The sequence below is a fragment of the Streptomyces rimosus subsp. rimosus genome (genome assembly GCF_000720725.1).
Lineage (GTDB): Bacteria > Actinomycetota > Actinomycetes > Streptomycetales > Streptomycetaceae > Streptomyces > Streptomyces rimosus_A.
Window position 1 is genome coordinate 14,909 of sequence record NZ_JOCQ01000015.1, and the last position, 17,900, is coordinate 32,808.

General features: G+C 72.7%; 18 protein-coding genes. 11 read left to right on the forward strand and 7 right to left on the reverse strand.

Annotated features, from left to right (window positions below; genetic code table 11):
- The first annotated feature begins 19 nt into the window (after nt 1–19).
- Genes IH45_RS0110575 through IH45_RS0110585 form a run of 3 tightly spaced genes read left to right on the forward strand, consistent with a single transcriptional unit; the run spans nt 20 to nt 2,308 of the window.
- On the forward strand, nt 20–697 hold the full coding sequence (locus tag IH45_RS0110575) for an AIM24 family protein (RefSeq protein WP_003984733.1): 678 nt from the start codon (nt 20–22) through the stop codon (nt 695–697).
- A gap of 46 nt (nt 698–743) precedes the next feature.
- A complete protein-coding gene (locus IH45_RS0110580) occupies nt 744–1,637 on the forward strand; it encodes an ATP-binding cassette domain-containing protein (protein WP_030665033.1) in 894 nt (297 codons plus the stop codon).
- 2 nt (nt 1,638–1,639) lie between these two features.
- On the forward strand, nt 1,640–2,308 hold the full coding sequence (locus tag IH45_RS0110585) for a hypothetical protein (protein WP_030665036.1): 669 nt from the start codon (nt 1,640–1,642) through the stop codon (nt 2,306–2,308).
- A 31-nt stretch (nt 2,309–2,339) separates the two neighbouring features.
- Here the strand turns inward: IH45_RS0110585 and IH45_RS0110590 are convergent, their stop codons facing one another.
- A complete protein-coding gene (locus IH45_RS0110590; protein WP_030665039.1) occupies nt 2,340–3,707 on the reverse strand; it encodes an alkaline phosphatase PhoX in 1,368 nt (455 codons plus the stop codon).
- Nucleotides 3,708–3,861: 154 nt separating this feature from the next.
- Nucleotides 3,862–4,947: a cell division protein ZapE gene (gene zapE / locus IH45_RS0110595; protein WP_030665041.1), complete on the reverse strand. Its 1,086-nt coding sequence runs from the start codon at nt 4,945–4,947 to the stop codon at nt 3,862–3,864.
- Nucleotides 4,948–5,054: 107 nt separating this feature from the next.
- Here zapE and IH45_RS1000000147800 point away from each other — a divergent pair, with 107 nt between their 5' ends.
- Nucleotides 5,055–6,044: a pyrimidine reductase family protein gene (locus IH45_RS1000000147800; protein ID WP_107058610.1), complete on the forward strand. Its 990-nt coding sequence runs from the start codon at nt 5,055–5,057 to the stop codon at nt 6,042–6,044.
- Nucleotides 6,045–6,203: 159 nt separating this feature from the next.
- Nucleotides 6,204–6,731 carry a hypothetical protein gene (locus IH45_RS0110605; protein ID WP_032917153.1) on the forward strand — a complete coding sequence of 176 codons (528 nt, stop codon included), beginning with the start codon at nt 6,204–6,206 and terminating at the stop codon, nt 6,729–6,731.
- On the opposite strand, the gene IH45_RS0110610 is transcribed toward IH45_RS0110605, so the two are convergent.
- Both IH45_RS0110610 and IH45_RS0110615 read right to left on the reverse strand, forming a co-directional pair.
- Nucleotides 6,697–7,428: an ABC transporter ATP-binding protein gene (locus IH45_RS0110610; RefSeq protein WP_050514713.1), complete on the reverse strand. Its 732-nt coding sequence runs from the start codon at nt 7,426–7,428 to the stop codon at nt 6,697–6,699. The genes IH45_RS0110605 and IH45_RS0110610 overlap by 35 nt on opposite strands.
- A 322-nt stretch (nt 7,429–7,750) precedes the next feature.
- On the reverse strand, nt 7,751–8,872 hold the full coding sequence (locus IH45_RS0110615) for an ABC transporter permease (protein ID WP_030665049.1): 1,122 nt from the start codon (nt 8,870–8,872) through the stop codon (nt 7,751–7,753).
- A gap of 240 nt (nt 8,873–9,112) precedes the next feature.
- On the opposite strand from IH45_RS0110615, the gene IH45_RS0110620 reads away from it, so the two are divergent.
- The 6 genes from IH45_RS0110620 (at nt 9,113) to IH45_RS0110645 (ending at nt 14,975) form a co-directional block, all read left to right on the forward strand.
- On the forward strand, nt 9,113–10,354 hold the full coding sequence (locus IH45_RS0110620; protein WP_078897444.1) for a sensor histidine kinase: 1,242 nt from the start codon (nt 9,113–9,115) through the stop codon (nt 10,352–10,354).
- The gene (locus tag IH45_RS0110625) at nt 10,351–11,013 is read left to right on the forward strand and encodes a response regulator transcription factor (protein ID WP_324607932.1); all 663 of its coding nucleotides are present in this window, start codon (nt 10,351–10,353) and stop codon (nt 11,011–11,013) included. Before IH45_RS0110620 ends, IH45_RS0110625 begins: the two co-directional genes overlap by 4 nt.
- A 120-nt stretch (nt 11,014–11,133) precedes the next feature.
- A complete protein-coding gene (gene murC / locus IH45_RS0110630; protein ID WP_030665055.1) occupies nt 11,134–12,537 on the forward strand; it encodes a UDP-N-acetylmuramate--L-alanine ligase in 1,404 nt (467 codons plus the stop codon).
- A 19-nt stretch (nt 12,538–12,556) separates the two neighbouring features.
- Nucleotides 12,557–12,964, forward strand: coding sequence for a peptide-methionine (R)-S-oxide reductase MsrB (gene msrB, locus IH45_RS0110635; RefSeq protein ID WP_030665057.1), 408 nt, complete (start codon nt 12,557–12,559; stop codon nt 12,962–12,964).
- Between the two features lie 155 nt (nt 12,965–13,119).
- Complete coding sequence (locus IH45_RS0110640; RefSeq protein WP_030665059.1) at nt 13,120–14,616, forward strand: hypothetical protein; 1,497 nt, start codon at nt 13,120–13,122, stop codon at nt 14,614–14,616.
- A 29-nt stretch (nt 14,617–14,645) separates the two neighbouring features.
- Nucleotides 14,646–14,975, forward strand: coding sequence for a hypothetical protein (locus tag IH45_RS0110645; RefSeq protein WP_030665060.1), 330 nt, complete (start codon nt 14,646–14,648; stop codon nt 14,973–14,975).
- A gap of 28 nt (nt 14,976–15,003) precedes the next feature.
- Here the strand turns inward: IH45_RS0110645 and IH45_RS0110650 are convergent, their stop codons facing one another.
- From IH45_RS0110650 to IH45_RS0110660, 3 genes are read right to left on the reverse strand one after another with little or no spacing between them, the layout of a single operon-like run.
- Nucleotides 15,004–16,335, reverse strand: a complete 1,332-nt coding sequence (locus tag IH45_RS0110650) for a protein kinase domain-containing protein (RefSeq protein ID WP_030665064.1) — start codon at nt 16,333–16,335, stop codon at nt 15,004–15,006.
- Between the two features lie 10 nt (nt 16,336–16,345).
- On the reverse strand, nt 16,346–17,212 hold the full coding sequence (locus IH45_RS0110655) for a protein phosphatase 2C domain-containing protein (RefSeq protein ID WP_030665067.1): 867 nt from the start codon (nt 17,210–17,212) through the stop codon (nt 16,346–16,348).
- The gene (locus IH45_RS0110660) at nt 17,206–17,865 is read right to left on the reverse strand and encodes a vWA domain-containing protein (protein ID WP_030665071.1); all 660 of its coding nucleotides are present in this window, start codon (nt 17,863–17,865) and stop codon (nt 17,206–17,208) included. Before IH45_RS0110660 ends, IH45_RS0110655 begins: the two co-directional genes overlap by 7 nt.
- Nucleotides 17,866–17,900: the final 35 nt, after the last annotated feature.

Here is a 17,900-nt window from a genome sequence, read left to right on the forward strand (position 1 = left end):
CCGGGTGATTATCCTCCCTATGCACAGCGACCTCTTCGCCTCCGAAAATGTGGTCACGCAGGCCTCCGCGCCCGGCATGACCCTGCAGAACGCCAAGTCGATCAAGTACGCCGTGGACGGTGAGTGCTTCGCCCGCCAGGGCTCGATGGTCGCCTACCGCGGTGACCTGCAGTTCGAGAAGAAGGGGCAGGGCGTCGGCAAGTTCATCAAGCGCGCCGTGACCGGCGAGGGCCTGGCCCTGATGGCGGTGCGCGGCCGGGGCGAGGTCTGGTTCGCCCACGAGGCCGCCAACTGCTTCATCGTCGAACTCGCCCCCGGCGACGGCATCACGATCAACGGCCGCAACGTGCTGTGCTTCGACCCGTCCCTGTCGTACGAGATCTCCACGGTCAAGGGCGCGGGGATGACCGGCGGCGGCCTGTTCAACTCCGTCTTCACCGGCCAGGGCAAACTCGGCGTGGTGTGCGAGGGCAACCCCATCGTCATCCCCGTCTCGCCGCAGGCGCCGGTGTTCGTCGACACGGACGCGGTGGTCGGGTGGAGCGCGTCGCTGAAGACCTCGCTGCACCGCTCGCAGAGCCTCGGCTCGATGCTGCGCGGCGGCTCCGGCGAGGCCGTCCAACTGCGGCTGGACGGCGAGGGCTTCGTGATCGTACGGCCCAGCGAGCTGCGTCCCGAGCGGGCGAGCGGGAACTGACGGTGACGGCCGGGGGCGGGGAGGACCAGGGGGCGGTGGGGTGCCGATGAGGCTGGACGGGGTCGGGCGGCGCTACGGAGTGCGCGGCCCGTGGGTGCTGCGGGACATCGATCTCGACCTGCCGCGGCGATCCCTGGTGCGCGTGGAGGGGCACAACGGCAGCGGCAAGTCGACGCTGCTGCGGGTGCTGGCCGGTATCGACGCGCCCAGTACGGGCCGGATCACCGGCCGCCCGCGTACCGCGTACGTACCCGAACGCTTCCCGGCCGCCCTGCCGTTCACCGCCGTCGGCTACCTCACCCACCTCGGCCGGGTGCACGGCCTGCGCGGCCGTACGGCGGCCCGCCGTGCCACGGACTGGCTCGACCGCTTCGGCGCCGGCGGCCACGCCCGTACGCCGCTCGCCGAGCTGTCCAAGGGCACCAGCCAGAAGGTCGCGGTGACGCAGGCCCTGCTCGCCGAGCCGGAGCTGCTCGTCCTGGACGAGGCGTGGACAGGCCTGGACCCGGCGGCGCGCGAGACCCTCGACCGCGCCGTGGCGGAGCGCGTCGCGGCGGGCGGCACGGTCGTCTTCGTCGACCACGACCCGCGCCGCCTGGAGGGCGCGGCCGACGCGCGGTACCGCGTCACGGGCAACCGGCTGGCACGGCTGCCGGACGGGGCGGAACCGGACTCGGCGGAAAGGGCCGGCCCGCCCGGCCCCCGGGTGACCGTCGAGGCGGCGGCCCCCGCGGGCACCGACGCTCTCGCGGACATCACCGCAGGCCACGGCGCCGCCGGCCTCCCGGGCCGGCCCTCCGTTGCGCCCGGCCCGGACGGTACGACGGTCCGGCTGACCGTCGCCGCCGCCCACTCCGACGCGCTGCTGCGTGCCCTGCTCGCGGCCCGTCCACCCTGGCACATCCGCACCGTCACCCCGGCCCCCGACGAAAACCGGTAACCGTGATCCCGCTCCTGCGCTACCACTCGGTCCTGCTCCTGCGCTCGCACCGCTGGCTGCCGCCGGTCCTGCTGTACGCGGCCTTCCTCGCCGTGGGCGTGCAGAGCGGCGGGCCGGTCCTCGACTCGTACGGCCTCGCCGCGTTCGCGCTGCTGCCCCTCGCCGCGTGGCTGTGCCGGATCTGCGTGACCGGCGAGCCACCGGCCGCCCGCGCCTGCGCCGCGGCGGCCACCGGTCCCGGCCGGACGCACCTCGCCCGGGTCGCGACGGGCGCGCTGTCGGCCGCCGTCCTCGCCCTGGCCGGCTCGGCGTACGTCGCGCTCGTGGCCGACCCGCACGCCTCCGACCACCGCACCGCCGTCCCCGAAGTGCCCGCCTTCTGCGCCGGGCTGCTGGCCGCGCTCGTCTGCGTGCTGCTCGGCACCGCCGTCGGGGCCCTGTGCAACTGGCCGGTGCTGCGCAGCACCGGCTGGTCGGTCCTGTCCGCCCTGATGGCCGCCGTCCTGCTGCTGGTCGGCGGCGCCTCGCCCGCCAACGCCGCCGTCTCCGGCCTGATCACCGGCTCCACCCACGGGACGGTCACCCTGCCCTGGCTGCCGCTGATCTCCACCGCCGTGATCGCCGCCGCGGCCACGGCGGTGGCCTGCCGCCTCAGCTCCCGCCGCGGTTAGGGCGGCCGGGTGCCGGACCGGCACCCGCGTTTCACTCCTCCCACGGCCCGGTCACCGCGAACGTCGTCCCCGGCGTATAGCAGTTGACGTACATCGTCCGCCGGTCCGGGGAGAACGTGACGCCCGCGAACTCCCCCCACTCGGGCTTCTCCGGGGTGCCGATGTTCTGCCGCCCGCGCGCCACCGGATACACCGCGCCGCGCCGGGTGAGGCCGAAGACGTACTGGGCCCCGTCCCCGTCCTCGCACACCATGAGGCCGCCGCCGGGGGCCAGGCAGATGTTGTCGGGGGACTCGCCGGGCAGCTGCACGTCGGTGCCCGGTCCGAAGACGACCACGAGGGTCAGGCGGCGGGCGGCCGGGTCGTACCGCCACACCTGGCCGTAGTGGTCGGCGGCCGAACCGTCGGCGCTCCGCGCGAAGCTGGACACGAAGTAGACCGAGGAGCCGCCCCAGTAGCAGCCCTCCAGCTTCTGCGCGTGCGTGATGCCGCGCGGCCCGAAGTCCTGGAAGCGGACGGGCGTGTGCCGGGCGAGCGGGTCGGGGACGTCCACCCACTCCACGTGATCGAAGCAGGTGCCCGTCTCCTGGACGGTGGACAGGTCCCGGACGTCCGGTACGCGCAGTGCCTGGAGCCGTCCGCCGGCCCGCAGCGAGCCCCGCCCGCCGAGCGGCCGGGCGGGCCGGAAGCGGTAGAAGAGACCGAACGGCTTGTCGAAGGCGTCCTCGGTCTCGTAGACCGTGCCGTTGCGGGGATCGACCGCGACGGCCTCGTGCTGGAAGCGGCCCAGGGCGGTCAGCGGTACGGCACCGGTGCGGCGCGGATCGTACGGATCGACCTCGAAGACGAAGCCGTGGTCCTTGGTGTACCCGTCCTCGCCCGCCCGCAGTTCGGTCTCCTCGCAGGTGAGCCAGGTGTGCCAAGGAGTGGGCCCGCCCGCGCAGTTGGTGGAGGTGCCCGCGATGGCGACGCGTTCGGACAGCACGCGCTGGTGCCGGTCCAGCTCCAGCGCCGTACAGCCGCCTTCCCCCGCCGGGTCGTAGACGAGGCCCTGGACGGCGGGGACGGGGACCCGCGATCTGCGCCGGTTCTCGTGGTTGCGTACGAGGTGGACGCGGCCGTGCCGGCCGGGGAAGGCCGCCATGCCGTCGTGATTGCTCGGTATGCGGCCCTCGCCCGAGGGCAGCGGGTCGCCCTCGCGGGAGAGCACCCGGTACCGGAACCCTTCGGGCAGGTCGAGCAGCCCGGCCGGGTCCGGGACCAGCGGGCCGTAGCCGTGGCGGCCCGCGCCGTGTGCGGCGGCGGTGCCGGCGAAGAGTTCCGGGACGCTGCCGGCGAAGGCGATGGAGACGCCCACCGCACCGGTTCTTGCCAGGATCTGACGACGTGTCGCGGACATGGGCAACTCCCTGCTGGCGGACAGGTGGTGCGGACCCGCATGTGTGTACCACGCACGTCGGCCGCCGGGAACCGGCCGCGCGCCGATCCGGAATCCGCCCCGCCGGGCCGGGAACGGCCGCCGCGCCGCCGCTGTGCCGCTCCCGCGGAGCGCGCTACGCCTCGGTCAGCGGCTTGGCGTCGCGGGCCAGCGCCGTGAGCCGGGAGATGGCGCGGAAGTACTTCTTCCGGTAGCCGCCCTTGAGCATGTCGTCGCCGAACAGCGCGTCGAACGGCTTGCCCGCGGCCACCACCGGCACCTCGCGGTCGTAGAGCCGGTCCGCGAGCACGACCAGCCGCAGCGCGGTGGACTGGTCCGGCACCGCCTGGACATCGGTCAGGCACACGGCCGTGATGTCGTCGCACATCGCCCCGTACCGGCTCGGATGCACCTTGGACAGGTGCTCCAGCAGGGCGGGGAAGTCGTCCAGCGAGGCGCCGGGCGTCCGGTGGGCGACGCGGGTTACGGTCGCGTCGTCGAACGGCGGCGGGGCCTCGGGCAGTCCGCGGTGCCGGTAGTCCTCGCCGTCGATGCGCAGCGTACGGAAGTGGGCGCTCAGGCCCTGGATCTCGCGCAGGAAGTCCGCCGCGGCGAAGCGGCCCTCACCGAGCTTGCCGGGCAGCGTGTTGGAGGTGGCGGCGAGCGCGACGCCCGCCTCGACCAGCTTGCTCAGCAGGCTGGAGACGAGGACGGTGTCACCCGGGTCGTCCAGCTCGAACTCGTCGATGCACAGCAGGCGGTGGCCGCTGAGCGTCTGCACGGTCTGCTGGAAACCGAGGGCGCCGACCAGGTTCGTCAGCTCGACGAAGGTGCCGAACGCCTTGCGCTCGGGGCCAGCCGGGGTGGCGTGCCAGAGGGAGGCCAGCAGGTGCGTCTTGCCGACGCCGTAACCGCCGTCCAGGTAGACGCCGCGCGGACCCGCGGGGGCAGCGGCCTTCTTGGCGCTCCGGCCGAACCAGCGCCGCTTGCCGCCGGACGCGTCCGCACCGCCGCCGATCCCCGCGGCGAAGTCGCTCAGGGTCTGTACGGCCGCGGCCTGGCTGGGCTGGTTCGGGTCCGGGATGTACGTCTCGAAGCGCGCGCTCTGGAACCGCGGCGGCGGCACCATCTCCGCCACCAGGCGGTCGGCCGGGACCTGCGGTGCGCGCTCGGCGAGCGCGACAGGGGCGGTTCCGGCCCCCTCGGCCGGCGGCCCGGCTATGGGGGAGGACTGGGGAGACGAGGGCTGCGAAGACGACACAGCCGTCCAGCCTAGCCGCTGTGCGGGAGGACTCGGCCGGGTGAGCGAGGCATGTCACACTGCCGCCTATGCGACGCCTGTTTCCCATTCCCGCCCCGTACGTACGGTCCGCCGATTTCCCGGACACCGCCGGCACCGGGAATTCCGCCGCGCCGGCACCCGCACCGGGAACGTCACCGGCAGGCAATACCGGAACCGTACCGGGGACCGGGGCGGTTTCCGGTACCGCTGTTTCCGGGGCCGGCGTTTCCGGTACGACGGATTCCGGCGCCGCCGATTCCGGTGGGCCCGGCCGGGCCGTTCCCGGTGCGGACGCCGTCGCCGATTTCACCGACCGCCGGTGGAGCCTGGACGAACTGGCCGACCTCTACGCGTATCCCGGAACCGACGAGGGCGCGGGCTGGCTGCGCGCGAACATGGTCTCCTCGCTGGACGGCGCCGCCCACCACGAAGGCCGCTCGCAGCCGCTCTCCAGCGACGCGGACATGCGGATCTTCGGCGTGCTGCGCGGGCTGGCGGACGCGGTGGTCGTCGGCGCCGAGACGGTGCGCAAGGAGGGGTACCGCCCGGCCCGCGCCCGCGAGGCGTTCGCCGCGCGCCGGGCCGCGGCCGGACAGACCCCCGCCCCCGCCATCGCCGTGGTCACCGCCAGTCTGGACCTGGACTTCTCCCAGCCGCTGTTCACCGAGCCGCTGGTGCCGACGGTGATCGTGACCGGTTCAGGGGCCGACGAGGCCCGCGTACGGGCTGCGCGCGACGCCGGCGCCGAGGTGGTCTTCGCAGGTGAGGGCGCTGCCGTCGATCCGTCGCGGGTGGTCGGGGCGCTCGCCGCGCGGGGGCTGGGCCGGCTGCTGACGGAGGGCGGGCCGCGTCTGTTGGGTCAGTTCGCCGGAAGCGGGGCACTCGACGAGTTGTGCCTCTCGCTGGCACCGCTGGTGGTCGCCGGTGACGCGTCGCGCATCATGAACGCGCCGGTGACCACCGTTCCGGAAACGTTCGTACTCGCGTCCGTACTGGAGGAGGCCGGTTTCCTGTTCACCCGTTACCGTCGGTCCTGAACAAAGGGCGGAATTACTCGTTCCGCTTAGCTTCCGCTGGGCACACTAAAGGCCAAGGCCCCGTGTGGCGACGGGGCAGGATGGTTTCTGTCGGTTCCGCTCCCGGGCGGACCGCGAGAGAAGAGAAGAAGGGCGTCCGCCGTGTTCACGAGTGTATTGATGATCGAGAAGCCCCTGACGCCCGCCGACGTGGAGTTCGTCACCACGCTGCACGGCGACGACCAGGTCTCCTTCGTCGTCCTCATGCAGCCGCGCGGCAAGCAGGACCGCCTGCTCAGGGCCATCGACGATGTGGCGCTGGGCGAATTCGAGGATGCCGTACGGGAAGGCGACGAGCCGGAGGGCCACCAGGCGGAGCCGCCTGCGGAGCGTGCCCTGGCCCACACCCTGGACGCCCTGCGGGCGGCGGGTACCGAGGCCGTCGGGCAGCTCGTCGAGGACCACCCGCTGGACCTGCTGCGGTCGGTCGTCGACGAGACCGGTGCCGACGAGGTGATCGTGCTGACCGCCCCGCACTACGTCGAGGAGTTCTTCCACCGCGACTGGGCCTCGCGCGCCCGCCACAAGGTCGGCGTGCCCGTGCTCAAACTGTTCTCGCACGCGCCCGACGACCCCGCCCAGGACGTGGCGCCGAACCCGTCCCAGGGTCCGGCTACCGGCCGGGGAGGGGACTCCGCCGGGAGCTGAGCCGCCCGTCCCGCACGTCCGCGACCGCGTCCACCGCCTCCAGGTGGGCGCGGTCGTGCGTGACCAGCACCGTCGCGGTGCCGCGGTCGTGCGTGAGCGTGCTGATCAGGTCCAGGACCGCGGCACCGCGCTCGTGGTCCAGGGCGCTGGTCGGCTCGTCCACCAGGAGGACGGCCGGTTCGTTCAGCAGCGCACGGGCGATGTTGACCCGCTGCCGCTGGCCGCCGGAGAGCTGGTGCGGGCGGCGCGCCGCCTGGTCGGCCAGCCCCACCGCGTCGAGCAGCTCCAGCGCCCGCCGCCGGGCCGCCCGCACGGGCCTGCCGTCCAGGTGCGCCATGACCTGCACCTGTTCCACGGCCGTGAGGGACGGCAGCAGATTGGGCTGCTGGAAGACCATGCCGACCCGGGTACGGCGCAGCGCGGTCAGCTCGGCCCGGCTCATCCCCGCGGTGTCCGTACCGTCGATCACGACCCGGCCGCGGTCCGGGGCGATCAGGGTCGCGGCCACCGCGAGGAGGCTGGACTTGCCGGACCCCGAGGGGCCGACCACGGCGGTCACGCTCCCGGCGGGCACGGCCAGGCTCACGTCGTCGAGGGCGGTGAGGCGGGCGGCGCCGTCCGGGTAGGTGAGGGTGACGCCGGTCAGGGCGAGGCCGGCGGGCGGCCGGATTCCGGTCCGGGAGACAGGTGCGTTCATGGTGTCCGTCGCTGGGGTGTCGGGGGCGGGCAGGGGATCGTCCGGTCATTCGGTGCGGGGGTTTCCGGGCCGCCGGGCGGAACGGAACGGGAGTTTCCGGGACCGGATTCCGGAATACGGAGCGGTGTCCCGCCCGCCGGGGAATTGCCGCCGGAACAGACCGCCGGAGCGTGTCGGCAGGCGACGAGTTCCGTACGGAAAGCGATCCCGCCGAAAGCGGTCCCACGGATATCGGCGGGGCCGGAAATCGCCGGGCCCCGGGGAATGCCCGGGAGCGCCGGCCGGGAATGCGCCGGGCGCGCCGGCCGATGAAGCACCGGGCTCACCGCGCGCTGCCCAGTGCGGTCAGCGGGTCGACGGCGGTGATGCGGCGGATCGACAGTGCGGCGCCGGCGGCCCCCAGCGCGATCATGACCAGGGCCGGGACCAGCACGGTGGCCGGATCCAGGACGAACGGCACGGCGCCGCCGACCGCCGCGCCGGCCGCCGCCGCGACCGCGGTGCCCACGCCCGTACCGGCGACCAGCAGCACCACGGCCTGCCCGAGCGCGTCGCGCAGCAGGTACCGGGTGGAGGCGCCGAGCGCCTTGAGCACGGCCACGTCGCCGCTGCGCTGGATCGTCCAGACCGTGAAGAACGCGCCGATCACCAGCGCCGAGATGGCGAAGAGGAACCCGCGCATCAACTGGAGCGAGCCGTTCTCGGCGGTGTACGAGCCGATGGCGCGCAGCGCTTCGCCGGTGGTGACGGTACGGGTGCCAAGCTGCCGGTCGGCGGCGCCCAGACCGGCGTCCGAGGAGGTGGTGAGGGCGACCACGGTGGCCGAGGCGGCCTTGTCGCCGGAGGCCCGGGACGCACCGCCGTGTCCGGAACCCCCGGATACCCCCGCCCAGTCGTCCAGCGACGTCCAGACCACCGGCGTGTGGCTGAACATCGCCTCGCCCGCCACCGCCGCGACCGTCAGCGCGCGCCCGTTCAGCGTGAGCCGGTCCCCGGCCCGTACGCCCAGCTCGTCCGCGGCCTTCGCGGACAGTACGGCCGCACCGTCCGCGACCCGTCCGGCGCCGGGCGCCAGGTGCGAGCCGGTCCGTACCCCGAAGGCGGACAGGGCCGCGGTCCGCTGCCCGGCAGCGTCGCCCGCCGCGGCCTTGACCGTGCCGATCCCCAGCGGCTCCGCCGATGTGACGCCCGGCACCCGCGCCCACGCCTCCCAGGCCCGCCGCTCGACACGGGAGTCCGCGAACGACACGTCGCGGCCGTCCGCCGGGGCGGCGAAGGCGAGGCGGTCGGCGGGCAGCGCGGTGACCGCCGAGGTGTTCTCCCGGCCCAGGCCCGCCGTCAGGCCGGACAGCAGCCCCACCAGCACCGTGATCAGCACGATGACGGTGCCCATCAGGGCGAACCGGCCCTTGGCGAATCTCAGGTCTCTCCAGGCGACGAACACGGGGCCCGGCCATCCTTCCGTCCGCGCCGGACCCGGTGCCCGGCGGCTCGTACCCACCGTCTCCGCTGCCGGGGGTGCCGGGCATCGCGCCGCGGAGTGGTTCCCCGTCATCGAAAGGCGAGGTCCGGCATCCACCTTTTGATTGATGCCGGTACCGGATCCGGCGCCTAGCCTGGAAGGGCCGTGACTCCGCACTCCCTGACCCCAGCCCTGCGGGTGCTGCGCAGCTGCCTGCACCTGATGGTGGCCGCACTGCTGGCGCTCGCCGCCGTACGGGCCGTGGCCGACCACAGCGCGAACGCCCCGGCCGTCGTCGGCGCGGCCGTCCTGCTCCTCGCCGTGTACGCCGTCGGCCCCACGCTGCCCCCGGTCCGCACCTCCACGGCCGCAGCGGCGCTCTGGCTCGCCGCCGTCATGGCGGTGTGGGCCGTCCTGCTCGTCCTCACACCACTCGGCGTCTGGCTGGCCTTCCCGCTCTTCTTCGTGCAGCTCCACCTGCTCCCGCTGCGCTGGGCGCTCCCGGCGGTGCTGCTCACCACGCTCGTCGCGGTCGCCGGATTCGGCTGGCACACCCACACCCTCACCGTCGGTACGGTCGTCGGCCCCGCGCTGGGCGCGGCGGTCGCCGTCGCCGTCGTCCTCGGCTACCAGGCCCTGTACCGGGAGAGCGAACAGCGCCGCCGCCTCATCGAAGAGCTGACCGCGGCCCGCAGCGACCTGGCGGCCGCCGAGCACGCCGCCGGGGTGCTCGCCGAACGCGAGCGGCTGGCCCGCGAGATCCACGACACCCTCGCGCAGGGCCTGTCCAGCATCCAGCTGCTGCTGCGGGCCGCGGAACGGGCCGTTCCGTCCGGCCCGGACACCGCTGCCGCGCTCGGCCACATCCAGCAGGCCCGGCAGGCCGCCGTCGACAACCTCGCCGAGGCCCGCCGTTTCGTACGGGCCCTGAGCCCGCCCGACCTGGAGGCCGGGTCGCTGCCCGCCGCCCTGGAACGGCTCTGCGCCACCACCGCCCGCTCCTCCGGCCTGGCCGTCCACTGCCAGGTCTCCGGCGCCCCCGTCGAACTGCCCACCCCGCACGAGGTCGCGCTGCTGCGCATCGCGCAGTCCGCGCTGGCCAACACCGTCCAGCACGCGGGCGCCGGCCGCGCCGAGCTGACCCTCTCCTACATGGACACCGAGGTAGCCCTCGACGTGGTGGACGACGGTACGGGCTTCGCACCCGACCGGGTGCCGGGGCCGGGCTCCGGCGCCGCCGCGGGCACCGGCTTCGGGCTCGCCGCGATGCGCGCCCGCGCCCGCGCGCTGCGCGGCACGCTGGCCGTGGAGTCCGCGCCGGGAGAGGGGACGGCGGTCGCCGTGACCCTGCCGTATCCGGAGTCGGCCGTCGCGGAACTCACGGACGGGGCCACGGAACCGGCCGCCGACCACCGCAGCCATCCCGCCGCCCCCGGCACACCTCCCGAACAGGCCACCGCGTGACGCCCCGAGAATCCACGACCGCCCCCGCCCCCGCCGCCATCGGTCTCCTCCTCGCCGACGACCACCCCGTCGTACGGGCCGGACTCCGCGCCGTCCTGGAGACCGAGCCGGATTTCGAGGTCGTCGCCGACGTGCCCACGGCCGAGGAGGCCGTCGAGCGGGCCGCCCGCCCGGACGTCGACGTGGTCCTGATGGACCTCCAGTTCGGCGGCCGGATGCTGGGCTCACAGGCCACCGCGGCCATCACCGCCCGCGCGGGCGCCCCGCACGTCCTGGTCCTGACCACGTTCGACACCGACGCGGACATCCTCGCCGCCATCGAGGCCGGCGCCACCGGCTACCTCCTCAAGGACGCGCCGCCGGAGGAACTGGCCGCCGCCGTCCGCGCCGCCGCGGCCGGCAAGTCCGCCCTCGCCCCGACCATCGCGCTGCGCCTGATGGACCGGATGCGGGCGCCCGCCGCGGCCCTGTCCCGCCGGGAGACCGAGGTGCTCCAGCTCGTCGCCGACGGCCTGTCCAACGCGGCGATCAGCAAGCAGCTCTTCCTCAGCCAGGCCACGGTCAAGTCCCACCTGGTGCACATCTACGCCAAGCTGGGCGTCGACTCCCGTACGGCGGCGGTCGCGGCGGCCACCGCGCGCGGGCTGATCCGCCGCTGACCCGGCGCACCGGCCCGCCCGGCACCGGCTGTCGGTGCCGGGTGCGAGAATCGTGCGCGTACGGACCGTGGAGCTCCGTACGCGTACGGACGAAGTGATCGACGAGCAGGAGACTGACGCATGGCACCGGCCCCGGGCATCCCCGACGCGATGGACCGACCGCACTTCATCGGCATCGGCGGCGCCGGGATGTCCGGCATTGCGAAGATCCTCACCCAGCGCGGCGCCCGGGTCGCGGGCAGCGACGCCAAGGAGTCGGCGACCGCCGGCGCCCTGCGCGGCCTCGGCGCCACGGTCCACATCGGCCACGCCGCCGCCCACCTCGCCGAGGACGCCACCAGCGTCGTCGTCTCCTCCGCCATCCGCGACGACAACCCGGAGCTGGCCGCGGCCCGCGAGCGCGGCATCCCCGTCGTGCACCGCTCCGACGCGCTCGCCTCCCTCATGGACGGCCTGCGCCCGATCGCCGTGGCCGGCACCCACGGCAAGACGACCACCACCTCCATGCTGGCCGTCTCCCTCACCTCGCTGGGCCTGTCCCCGTCGTACGCGATCGGCGGCGACCTGGACGCCCCCGGCTCCAACGCCGAGCACGGCAGCGGCGAGATCTTCGTCGCCGAGGCGGACGAGAGCGACCGCAGCTTCCACAAGTACGCGCCCGAGGTCGCCATCGTCCTCAACGTGGAGCTGGACCACCACGCCAACTACGCCTCGATGGACGAGATCTACGAGTCCTTCGAGACCTTCGCCGCCCGCATCCGCCCCGGCGGCACCCTCGTGATCTCCGCCGACCACCCCGGCGCCCGCGAGCTGACCTCCCGCCTCACCGGCCGCCTGGACATCGACATCGTCACGTACGGCGAGGCCGAGGACGCCGACGTACGGGTCCTCAAGATCAACCAGCGCGGGCTGACCAGCGAGGTCACCGTCGCCCTCGCGAACGGCAAGGTCCTCACCTTCACCGTCTCGGTGCCCGGCCGCCACTACGCCCTGAACGCCGTCGCCGCCCTCGCCGCCGGCACCGCGCTCGGCCTCCCGCCGCACAACCTGGCCTCCGCACTCGGCACGTACACCGGCGTCAAGCGCCGCCTCCAGCTCCAGGGGGAGGCCGCCGGCGTCCAGGTCATCGACTCCTACGCCCACCACCCCACCGAGATGACCGCCGACCTGGAGGCCATCCGCGGCGCCGCGGCCGGCTCCCGCGTCCTGGTCGTCTTCCAGCCGCACCTCTTCTCCCGCACCCAGGAACTGGGCAAGGAGATGGGCGAGGCGCTCGCCCTCGCCGACGCCTCCGTCGTCCTCGACATCTACCCGGCCCGCGAGGACCCGATCCCCGGCATCACCAGTGCCCTGATCATCGACGCGGCCCAGGCCGCGGGCGCCCGGGTGACCGCCGAACCGGACAAGTCCGCCGTCCCTGAGGTCGTGGCAGGAATGGCACGGCCGGGCGACCTTGTTCTCACCATGGGCGCGGGCGACGTGACGGAACTGGGCCCGCAGATCCTCGCGCGCCTGCAGAGCTGACCTGAGGAAGAGGGACCGTATGCCGTACGAGATCGACAAGCCGGACGAGCAGTGGCGCGCCGAGCTGACCCCGCAGGAGTACCAGGTCCTGCGCCAGGGCGGCACGGAGCCCGCGTTCGTCGGTGAGTACACCGACACGAAGACGGCGGGCGTCTACTCCTGCCGCGCCTGCGGCGCCGAACTGTTCCGCTCGGAGACCAAGTTCGAGAGCCACTGCGGCTGGCCGTCCTTCTACGACCCCAAGGACACCGACGCCGTGGAACTCCTCCAGGACCGCTCCCACGGCATGGTCCGCACGGAAGTCCGCTGCGCCCGCTGCGGCTCCCACCTCGGCCACGTCTTCGAGGGCGAGGGTTACCCGACCCCGACCGATCAGCGGTACTGCATCAACTCGATTTCGGTGCGGCTTACGCCGGACGGGGGCTGACGGACCGCGTCCGCCTGGGCGCAGGGGCCGGTACGCATCATTGCCGGCACCTGCGGCCCCGCGTTCACGCCGGTGATCGGCGAACTTCGGGACAGCCGACCGCACGATCCGTAGGGTGATACGGAATTGCCGCGCAAGGAGGGGGCCGGGGGAAGATGGTGCACAGGCAATTGCCTCCGCTGCCCAGGTACCGTAAGGACGCGGTGACCCGGCGCCTCTGCGCCGCTGTCCATCTGGACGAAGACTTCGCCCGGCAGGTGCGCGAGGAATTCGTCGAAGACGGGATGAAGGCTCACGGACTGTCGCTGGGCATCAACCTCGTCGCCGTGGTACGGCACGCCCGGGTGGCGGCCGAGCGCATGGACGTCCGCGACCGCCAGCTGGGCTGGCTCTTCGCGGCGCTGTGTACGGCGGTGTTCCTGTGGTTCTACGGGCTGGTCAGCGGTGGATCCGTTGTGGCCGCATCCGGTTGCTACGCGGTTTTCGCCGTGCTGGGAGCCGCTTGGTGGCTGGTCCACCGGGCGGAGGCGAAGGCCAGGGCCGCCGCCCTCGACGTCTTCGAGTCCGCCGAGGCCCCGGAGAAGCTGGCGCCGCCGGTGGCGTCCGAGGTGGAGACCAGGCTTCAGGAACTGCAGCAGAAGCGGACGAACTTCGTGCCGTACGCGGCCGATGCCGAGCGCACCACGCCCTTCGTGGGCAGCGGCAAGAAGATCAAAGAAGCGGTCTGGCAGCCCATCGACGTCAGCCGCCCGGCTGTTTCCCCCACCGGCGGCAAGCTGACCATCAAGCCCTTCGACGCCGTGGCGCTGCACACCTACGTCGCGAACGAGATGGCCCACATCGCCGGCCTGGAAGGCCTGCGGGCCAAGAACCGGCTCTACGTTCTGGGCACCCACGTCTGGCAGCTGGGACCGGAGGCGCTTCCGGACCCGCTCGGCCGGCCCCGCGCCCAGGTGCCGAAGCAGCTCGTACAGGCCGGTCTCGCCCAGCCCGGAGCCGGTATGCGTACGTACCTGAGCCTGGAACGGGTCGGTGAGGGCGGCCGGGTCGTGGTGTCGATGCATCTGCGGGCCCGGCTGCACCACCCCAGCCTGACCTGGGAGGTCGCGGCGTACGCGATCCCGCCGGTGCACCGGCGTCATGCGCGGGTGGATTACCTGCCGCGCGACGGATTCCAGCAGTGGTGGAGCCTGATGCGGTTCGCGACCGGGCGAACCTGGCCTGCGCTGCGCGGAGCGATCGGCCGCAACCACCGGCGCGGCTCCGCGGCGAACCGCCGCGCCCGGCAGCTGGAGAACATGCGCAAGGAGATCAGCAAGCGCCACGCGGTGTACGACTACGGAGCCGACGGCAGTCTGCGGGACCGCGTGTCCGACTGGGGCGAGATGGGCCACTCGGACCGTACGGACTCCCAGGACTTCCTGCACCGGCTGCAACAGGGCGTGCTGACCGCGACGGAGCGGTTCCTCAAGGACCACAACGTCGACACCAGCTCCTTCGACCAGGCGCAGCAGGTCATCAACATGCAGACCTACAACTTCTCCGGAGACATCACCGGGGCGAGCAACTTCGGCAACAACGGTCAGATCAACATCGGGCAGGGACCGCAGCCCGGCCCGGCCGGCGGCGGGCCCGCCGCCGGCCGGCCCTGACCGTGTCCGGTACGACGACGGGAGCACCCATGAGCACGTTCAACTTCCACGGCCAGGTCTCCGGCCCGAGCAACTTCGGTGATGGCGGGAAGATCGAGATCCACCATCACGGGACGGACCCGGCCGAGGCCCTGCGGCTGGCGGCGGAACTGGTGAACCACCTGCGGACGGAGGGGCAGCCAGCACTCGTCGCACAGGCGGAAGAGGTGCGGGGAGAGCTGGAGCAGGCCCGGCAGGAGCAGCGGCCCGCCGACCGGGGGAGGATCAGGCGGGCCCTGGAGACCATCTCCCTGGGGCTGGCCACCGGCAGCAGCGGGCTGGCGCTCGCCCAGTCGCTGGGGCACGTGGTGGGCCTGTGACCGGAGTGCACGCGCCCGCTGCCGCTGCTCACTTCGCCCGGACGGTGAGCCGCGCCCCCTGGAGATCCAGCTCCAGGCCGGAACGCAGCGGCACGGTCTGACCCGGGGCGATCTGCTGCGTCGTGCCGTCGGACCGGGTCCCGGTCCAAGCGGTCCCCGAACGGTTGGCGAGCCCGAACTTCCCGGGCTTCTGCGGGTGTTCGATCAGTTCCGCCAGTACCGAACCGTCGCTGTAGTCGTGCCGGACAGGCTCAGGCTCCAGATGGTGGGCGTGCACCCGTGCGGTGCGGTGCAGCCGCAGGTGGCGCTCCGCACGCGGCGGGGGAGTCACGACAATCAGCCGGGGCGGCAGCAGCAGGGTGCTGCCGCAGGACCAGCAGGTGCCGGCGGTGGTCTCCTCCGGCTGCGTCATGTTCTGACGTCCGCAGTCCGCACAGTCGACGACCGCGTCGAGTACGGCGCGCAGCGCGTCCCGCCACTGCGACTCGCGGACCCGCGCCGCCGGGTCGCGCAGACCGACTGTGAAGTTGTGCGTGAAAAGGTCCCGCAGGATCTTCGGAGCAACGTCCCAGGTGGCGAGTACGGTGCTCTGCTCCACGGGGTCGGGAGCGTTCGCGTCGTCCTCGGGGTCGAAGACGAACAACGGGTGCTTGCCGTACAGCGCCTTTTCCGCCGGCTCGTCGAGACAGTGGATGAGCAGCTCCCGGCGTCCCTGCAGCGGGTGATGGTTCATCAGGAACATGAACAGCAGCACCGAGAGGGAATACAGGTCGCTCTGCGTACCGGGGCGGGCTCCCGGGTCGCCCCGTACCAGCTCGGGGGCCATGAACGCCATCGTCCCGGAGATGCCGCTGCTGTCCCCCTCCACCACGGCGTTGTCGTTGTCGCACACCAGGACGTCGCCGGTGGCCGGGTCGAAAAGCACGTTGCCCCAGGAGATGTCCCGGTAGGCGATGCCGCGGGAATGCAGCGTCTGATATGCCTCCACGGTGTAGAGACAGGCGGTCAGCAGCGCTCGCGGGGTGGTGCGCAACTTCCGCTGGAACAGTGTCGGCAAGCCCTGGAAACGGTCCGGGCGGAGGTCCATCACATAGCCGAACGCCGTCGGGCTGCCCTCGACGTACGCCGTCGGCCACAGGAAGCGGTCGTCGTCGAAGCCGCGGGACACCAGCTCCTGAACGATGCTCCGCTGCTCCGGTGTCGCGCACGGCGGGTAGTACCACTTCAGCGCCCGGTCACCGCCCGAGGTCCGTACTCGGTAGACCTCGCCCTGGCCACCCGACGCGATCAGCTTGACGACTTCGATCTCTTCTCCGTCGTCGGCGGTCAGGCGCTGACCGTCGTCCAGCATGCCGCTCATGATGTGTCCGTCACTCCTTGATCGCGTGATGGTGCGGGGGCCGGTATCCGGCCGCCATGGTGGTGTCGTCGCCGGAGTGCCGCGCCGCTTGCCGCAGCCATTGCGGGAGGACGGCGCGCACCTCCTTCGCGCCCTCGTCCACGAGCCGCCGGTCCAGGCCGGCCATGAACCGGGGGAACCCCTCGGAGGAGGCGAAGCTCTTGGAGAGCCCGTCGGTCGAGAGCGTGATGAGCCTCGGCATACGGTCCGGACCGACCACCGGGGACCAGTGCACACGCATCAGGCTCCAGGCCCGGTGGCTGCACATCGACTCCGTCTCGTCACCGAGGTCCGTTTCGGCGGGCGCCAGCGGAAAGCCGATGCGGCCGTCCCGCTCGACGACGGCCAGTTCCCCGTCGCCGAGCTGCCAGGCCACGAACAATTGCGGTGTCAGCAGCGCGCCGATGAGCGTGGTCCCGTACAGCAGCAGTTTCTCCGCGTCGGCGGTGTCGGGCGGTGGCGTACCGGCCCCGCTGCGCTTCCGCATCCGGTCCCAGTGCCCGAGCACGTCCTGCTGCCATGCCGCGACGAGCCGGCGCGGCATGTCGTGCTGCGCGTAGTTCATCAGCCGGCTGAGGCCGCCACGCGACTCCTCCCGGACCAGCGACCGGGCGAACCCGGCGAACTCCCGTGCGTGCCCCGCGAAGAGAGCCACCGCGCGTCGTGCCCCGACATCGCTGCGGGCGTGCCGGGCAGCTCCGTGGCCGTCCGCCACCGCCAGGACCAGCGGATCCTCGGTGCTGCCCTGGCCTTCGGCCGTGCCGTAGTCCTGGTTGAGTTTTTTGTTGATTCCCTGGACGCTCTCGCTGAACGTCTCCCAGTGCGGTGTGCTCACCACACGTCGTCATCGTCGTCGAGCACCGGCGGGGCGTAGGGAGGCTGCTTCGTCAGAGCGTCCGAGCTGCCCGCCACCGGCTGCGAGGCGGCTTTGACCGCGGCAGTCGAAGCCCATCGGATGGCGGCGGCAAGCTGCTTGGGGCTGTTGGCGTCCAGCGGCTGCAGCTCCGGATTGCCGAGGAATTCCCGCAGCACACTGCGGTCGGCGTCCTCCCCGATGGCGATGGCCACCCGCACCGCCTTCTTGCCCCAGGCCGTGGCGTCGACGGCTCTCAGCCCGGCCTTCCAGTCGTCGGTCGGCACGCCGTCCGAGACCAGCGCCAGCACCGGCTTGAGCGCGCGTGTCGGCATCGGCGGCGTCTGGAGCTCACGCGAGACGACGTGCAATGCCTCGCCCAGGTTCGTCATGCCGTCCACCTGGACGTCCTGCCAGGTGAAGTCGTCGATCGGGACGGGATCCTTGTGGTGCCACTGCGCGGTGGTCGAGAACGTGAGGGTGCGCAGCAGCAGCTGTGCCGCCGGGTTGTCGTGCGCCACCGACTTCATCTCCGGGATCGCCTCCCGGATCGCGTAGTTGAGCTGGCCGATCTTCTTTCCCTGCATGGAGTAGGAACAATCCAGCAGCCAGATGAAATGGACCGGGCGGTTCGCCATCGGTCCGCCGGGGATGTCACTCACTTTGCTGTCCT